This is a genomic window from Enterococcus olivae (assembly GCF_053760925.1).
The window spans coordinates 94,597-101,462 of the sequence record NZ_JBSMVT010000009.1 but is presented as its reverse complement, the minus strand read 5'-3'; the positions used below and the strand labels follow the sequence as shown (position 1 = coordinate 101,462).

Below are 6,866 nucleotides of genomic sequence, written 5' to 3'. Positions count from 1 at the left end.
ATACAGAAGGTCTCTATTGTTAGCTAAATTATTTATGTGGTTCCCTTGTCCGCATTCGGTGGCGCTATTGTCCGCATTCACTGGCTCATTTTTCCGCACAGGTGGCTCTATTCGTTCGCAATATTCATAGGTGGGCAACTAAGTTATGAAAATATTTTTAATTCGATTTTCCCAGTTGTTTTTAAGCAATATTGGTTTGCTAATGCATATCTGATTCTTATGATTACACAGCCTATACTCAAAAATTTTTTTATTAATCAAAAAAAACAAGAAAAATTGAAATATTTTGTATTGTTATCATTACTTTTTTATAGTCCTAATGTAGTCGGGTTGGTTTTAAATATCAAAAATGCCTTTGTTTTAAATGAAACACTTTCTTTTTTCATGATTGCTTATGCAGGACATTTGATCAAAGAATACAATGAGAAACTAACTAAAAAATATTTTAAATTGGTAATCATTTCATTTATTATTACTTGGGCTTTGATTCTCTTGAGACCAATTATTATAGAGTATGGTGTAGATACCTTTAATTTTGATAGATCATTTTTAATTGATATCAATAGTTTTAACGCACTACTATTTAGTAGTTCATTGTTTGTTATAGTACAAAAAATCAAAATACCAAAATTTTCGTTAATTTTTGCTAGTGCACCACTAGTTTTTGATGTCTACTTAATTCATGACAATCGAATCATCAGACCGCTAATTTGGCAAACAATTTTTAACAATCCAGATTCTTTTTCAAAAAATTATTTTCCATTGATAGTGATCGTAGAACCATTGATTGTCTTCTTTGTTTGCTTACTACTAGCTAAAGTAAGGGTAATTATCTTTAATAAATTCCATGAAATGACTAAAACCACAAAGTTTTTTATCAAATAAAAAGCTTTGTGGTTTGCTATTTAGTTACATTTTGTCTAAAACGTCAAATATCCTTTGACAAGCATTTGTATCTTGAAATGTATAAAGTTGTTTAGTTACAATATCCTGATATTTCTTATCTAGAATATTATTCTTCACTTTGTTTTCTAAAATAATAATCAAAGCCTCTTTCGTTTGAAATGTGGGTCCAGGTAAGATTGCATCGTTTTGTTTTACCCCTTCCGCCATTTCCTGCGTGTCATTGTCAAACTGATAAAATAAAACAGTTCTATTTTGTAAAGCGAAATCCAATCCAACACTAGAATAGTCAGTAATCATAATTCCGCTTTCTTTCATCAATGTCTGAACTGAAATAGAGCCAGCAGGAATTGTTTTGACAAATTTAGAATTAAATAAATGATTATACTTTTGAAAATTACTGTGTAGATATAGTGAGACTTTTAAACATTTTTTTCGAACTAACTCTTGGAAAGAAGCATCATTAATTAGATCATTGAAACGTTGATAAAATAGACTATCTTTGAATTCTTCATCAGAGAGATTGTTGAGTTCGTTTCTCCAAGTAGGCATAATGATAATCTTTTTTCTTTTAAAAAAAGATTTGAACTTGTGATTATTAGATAATAAACTATCAAATCTAGCTAAGCCAGTGATTTCAATATCATCTAAGTCGTATCCTAATTGTTCATGAATTTGTTTCTTTTCTCTAGAAGATGACGCAATAATTTTATTTGTAAAATCAGGTGTAGTTTGTTTGCTGTAAGCGAAGGAAACATTTTTGAGAGCTGTGATCCCATGTTTGAGGTACAGCTTTTTTAAAATTTGTTTTTGTTCAAGGAATCCTTTAGAAATAAAAGGGAATGCATAACTAGATGTATGTGTATGCGCCAAATAAGTGGACTTAAAAAGCAATTCTATATGTTGTTTGCTCTTATAGAACACCACATTACTCATAAATGGTTGTAAATTTTCCAAATCTGGAGAGTCTGGCGTAATGATATAGTATGCGGTATATTTGTTTTGATTTTGCATTAAATACTTGAAGAAAAAATACCCATTGTCTTGAGCTTTATAAGGGTATTCAGTAATCAAAACAATTTTTTTTCTTTGTAGTTGCTTTTGTTCGTTTACCATTTTTTTATACGAATCATAGGCCTCTTTTTTTAGAATACCAGTTCTTACAGAAATGTTATCATGAACAGTTGAATACGGATTTAGCATAAACATATTGGATTTTGAATAAGGAATCCATACTTCCTGATCAATTTCCTTCGAATACTGGACACGTAATAAAGGTTCTGTAACAGGGAAAGGGGAAATTCTAAAGTTTACCCAAAAATCAAAAATAGAAGAATCGTAATCATTATAATTATATTCATTGAGTAAGGATAAAAATGATTCTTGAATTGTAAAACAAAAAGTGCCATAATTTTTAAATTCATTTATGGATGTTTGTTCATGGATACAAGACGTACTATCAATTTTGAACTTCTCGCCATTTTGTCGATTAGATATGATCAAGCTCATATTTTTTAGAGGAACATAGTTAGAGAACAAAACGAGTTCTAAATTGACTTTTTCATCCTGGACATCAATCTTTTTGATCTTCGAATTTGCATAGAAGCTTTTAGAAGAAGGTTTTTGGTTCCACATAAAACGTAATTTATGATCTAGAGTGATATAAAGATAGATCATCTGTTCATTATATTCCGTAAAAACCGAGTCTGAAAAATGAATATTAAAGTTTTTTGTATCTATTTGATTATCCTGATCACCATAGTATATATTGATTCGGTCTTCAACATGTGGAGTTAGTAAAGAAGCGATTTCTTTTGAATCAATGAACCACAGAGTCTTTTCAGCATGAGTGAAGGAGTGTGTTCCTGTGCTATTTGTAATTCTTAAATTAGTAAAATCAGTACAATCGGATTCAATAAAAAAATAATTGTCTTTTGTAAAAATCTTTAAAGTATCTATCATCTAGAAAGCTCCTAATAATTTGATTTATAAACAACTTTAATCTATCAGAAAATAATTAACCTGTAAATGTTTATTATATTAAGATACTACTCATTTTATGTATATTTGATTGTTTGTTTCTTTTTTTTTGTAATTCAGTTAAAATTGAAAATAATGGCTTGCAAAAGTGTAGAAAACAATATATCAAGAAGTATGGCTTTATTTATTCTAAAGGGGGAATAATTATTTGTTTTCCAAAATCAAAAACAATCTCATGTCTCCTAATGAGTTGTACTATTTAAAATATAGGAAAGCACCAATTCTATCACAAACGATTCTTTTAGAAAGCACTCACGGAAGAGAAGTGTCTGGTCATATTTTTTCTTTGGCAGAAAAATTGAAGGAAGACTTTCCGGAATATACGATCTATATTGCGAAGAGAAAAAATACGAGTGTGGATCCGCGTTTTTCTGAAAATATCGTCGAACATATGAGCAAAGAGTATTTGCGATTACTGGCGACTTGCGAGTATCTAATCAATGATACGTCTTTTTGGAGTTTTTTTCATAAAAGAGACGACCAAAAATATTTTATCTTTTGGCATGGAACGCCTTTAAAGTTTCTGGGTAAATCGACTCAGGTTCAAGGCTATGGCAATGTACAACGAAATTTAGCGGCAGCGGACAAAATTTTTGTCAGTAACGAATTTACAAAAGAAAAAATCATCGAAGATTTTGGGATCAAAGATATCGTTCACAATCAAATCGTTGTGGCTCCATCTCCACGAAATAGTCACTTATTTGAAGAGAAGGTTGTCAGCGGTCGCTACCTGTATATGCCTACCTGGCGAGGGGTGGAAGTTGCAAATATCGAGCTATCTAATCAAATGCTGGCAGAACTGGAAATATTGGATACTTTGCTAACTGAAGGGGAGGAAATGTATGTGAAACTGCATCCCTATGAAGCTGAGCTGCTGAATTTTTCTGAAAAAAACTACAAACATTTGAAGCAGTATCCTGAGAATGAAGAGCTGTATCATTTTTTACAGACTGTTGAAAAATTAGTGACGGATTACTCTTCTATCATGTTCGATTTCGCTGTTACCAATCGTTCAGTGATCTTGTTTACTTTTGATGAGGAACAGTATTTAAAAGATCGCGGAATGTATCTCAATCTGTCTGAATTGCCTTTTAGAAAAGTAAAAAAAGCGGAAAATCTAATGAAAGAATTGAGAAAAACAAAGCAGGATGACTATCAGGAAATTCAACATAGGTATAATCGATTTGATTGTATTGACGGGACAACGATTGTTCTTGAGTATTTATTGAAAGCAAAAGCAACTACTGCTGTCACTGAATATGATAATTGGAATGGCAAGGACAATGTGCTGATTTATGTCTATCGGTTAGATGACAACGGGATCACTTCCTCTTTGTTGAATTTGATGTCTACTGTGGATTTAACAAAGAGAAACTATATCTTTATTTGGCAAGAGGGCATGATTCCTAAGCATTTGGAATATAAAATCCAAGAACTGCCTGAACAAATCTATACCTTTATCCAGACTGGAAAAGTTCAGTCAACAATTAATGAAATGACTCAGACAATGCTATATATGAATCAACTGCCATGTGCGAAAGAAGTAGTTGCTGAGATGTATCGCCGAGACTTTGACCGTGTATTTCCACATCTGGAGGTGAATCATTTTATTCATTATCCAGGTTATGACCGTTCTTATGCGGTTTGGACATGGGCTTTAAAAAAGAATGGGATCAAGACCGACATCTTTGTTCATACAGATATGGCTCAGGAATTTAAAATAAATCCTTCTTTAAAACCAAAGATTCTTTTTGAAGCCTATCAAAAAGCAGACAATGTTATTTGTGTATCCAAACCGATCGAGGATAAAATTCAGGAGCTCGCTCCTGAAGCCAATACAAAAGTGATGGAAGTTTTGATCAATGCGGAGAACATTCGTGAAATTGCAGCAAAACCATTGCCCAAGGACCTTCCATACACACTTTTAAAGGACTTAGAAAATGAGAACACCCAAGTGTTTGTTAGTGTGGGACGTTTTTCTAAGCAAAAGGGCTATGACCGTTTGATCCAAGCCTTTGAAAAGCTTGATCGTAAAGATACACGACTGCTTTTGATTTGCTCGTACGGTCCTGAAAGGGAAGCAATCATCAATCAAATACAGGAAAGCTCTGTAAAGAATCGTATTTATCTGCTAGACAATCTAGTCAAACCCTACAATCTAGTCAAAGCGGCCGACGCCTTTGTCTTTAGCAGTCGGTATGAAGGATTAGGGATGGTTGTCTTTGAAGCACTTGCTGTAGAGACACCTGTTATAATGACAGAGATTCCTGAGACTTTGGAAGTTCTGGGGGATAGAAACAAAGCGATCGTTGTTGAAAATTCTACCAATGGGATTCTAGAAGGGATGAAAGTTTTTTTGATGGAAGCACCACGTACGACCAGCTTGTTTGATTTTGACAGTCAGACACAGCAATCAATTACGGCATGGGAAAAACTTTTTTAAGAAAGTTTTGTAGTTTCTTTTAAGTCATTTTTCTAATTTCCCTAAAACCGTTTCCCTCTTGCGTACTTTCGTGTATAATGATACAAGTTAGAAATACGAACGTAAGCAGGAGTGTTTTACCTCAAGACACATCCGTGCGTAATTCTTAAAATCCAATCTTTATTTTTCAGTAAACGATGGATACAAATAGGTTGAGAAAGTTCATTTTCAACTGTGAAAAAGGAGAAGGATGACACAGTGGTTCAAAAAAATAGAAGTTCGCGTAGAGCACAACGAAAAAAAGAAGACAAAATTGTCAGCCGGATTGCATTGATTATTGGTCTCACATTGCTTGTAGTAGGAGGTGTATTTGCCTTCTCTACCTATCGTTATATAACAACGAGTTTGAAACCGTTGGATCCTGACGATTCAGAGATCGCCTTGGTCAGCATACCAACAGGCTCGTCGAACAAAACGATTGGTGAGATCTTGGAAGATAGTGAGATCATTAAAAGTGGGATGGTCTTTAATTACTACACGAAATTCAATAATCTATCAGGTTTTCAAGCGGGAAAATATCAATTTTCTCCTGATATGACGCTAGATGAGATTGGGGAAAGATTACAAAATGGTGGACTAGCTGCTGATCAGGCGGATGCTAGAATTACCGTCAGAGAAGGTTTGGATGTCGATCAAATCGGAGATATTGTTGAGGAAGAAACCAGTATTAGTAAAGAGGAGTTTCTAACAACATTACAAGATGAATTATTTTTCGAGAAGCTGATGGAGCGTTACCCAACACTGCTGACTGATACGAGCAAGGCAAGAGGTGTCAATTATCGCTTGGAAGGTTATCTATTCCCGGCAACTTATGATTATTACGAGGGAATGACGCCAGAAACGTTGATCAGTGAAATGGTCACAAAAACTAATGAAGTATTGTCTAATTATTATGACCAGATCGAAGAATCTGATCTAAATATTCATGAGACACTTACTCTAGCATCATTGGTGGAAAAAGAAGGAACGACAGAAGAAGACCGCAAAAAGATTGCCCAAGTATTTTTCAATCGTTTAGATATCGACATGCCACTGCAATCAGATATTTCTATCCTATATGCTTTGGGAGAACATAAAGAATTAGTTCTTTATGAAGATTTGGAAGTTGATTCACCTTACAATCTGTATAAGAATACTGGCTTTGGTCCCGGACCATTTGATAATCCGAGTGAGCAAGCAGTCCAAGCAGTATTAGATCCAATCCCTAATGACAACTATTATTTTGTTGCTGATCTGGATACTGGAGATGTGTACTATGCAGAAAACCTTGACGATCACAATGAACTTGTTGAAAAATATGTAAATAATCGTAACTAAAGTAAATTTCTTTCTTTAATCAGTTTACAAAAATAGAAAAGCGTGGTAATCTTTTGTGGATTCTAACAAGGGATTACCATTTATTTCAATCTAAAATAAAAGAAATAGTGTGTAGAAGTAAAAG

4 protein-coding genes are annotated in these 6,866 nt (G+C 33.5%); 3 read left to right on the top strand and 1 reads right to left on the bottom strand.

Annotated features, from left to right (window positions below; all coding sequences use genetic code 11):
- The first annotated feature begins 36 nt into the window (after positions 1-36).
- On the top strand, positions 37-885 hold the full coding sequence (locus tag ACWODM_RS08055; RefSeq protein WP_455320865.1) for an acyltransferase family protein: 849 nt from the start codon (positions 37-39) through the stop codon (positions 883-885).
- Between the two features lie 24 nt (positions 886-909).
- Here the strand turns inward: ACWODM_RS08055 and ACWODM_RS08050 are convergent, their stop codons facing one another.
- Positions 910-2,865: a CDP-glycerol glycerophosphotransferase family protein gene (locus ACWODM_RS08050; protein WP_455320864.1), complete on the bottom strand. Its 1,956-nt coding sequence runs from the start codon at positions 2,863-2,865 to the stop codon at positions 910-912.
- A gap of 226 nt (positions 2,866-3,091) precedes the next feature.
- Here ACWODM_RS08050 and ACWODM_RS08045 point away from each other — a divergent pair, with 226 nt between their 5' ends.
- Positions 3,092-5,386: a CDP-glycerol glycerophosphotransferase family protein gene (locus tag ACWODM_RS08045; protein WP_455320863.1), complete on the top strand. Its 2,295-nt coding sequence runs from the start codon at positions 3,092-3,094 to the stop codon at positions 5,384-5,386.
- Positions 5,387-5,599: 213 nt separating this feature from the next.
- Positions 5,600-6,742: an endolytic transglycosylase MltG gene (gene mltG, locus ACWODM_RS08040; protein ID WP_455320862.1), complete on the top strand. Its 1,143-nt coding sequence runs from the start codon at positions 5,600-5,602 to the stop codon at positions 6,740-6,742.
- The last annotated feature ends 124 nt before the right edge of the window (positions 6,743-6,866 follow it).

Bases quoted from the DNA above. Each gene is read 5' to 3' on its own strand.
- ACWODM_RS08050 (WP_455320864.1), bottom strand. From the start codon at position 2,865: ATGATAGATACTTTAAAGATTTTTACAAAAGACAATTATTTTTTTATT.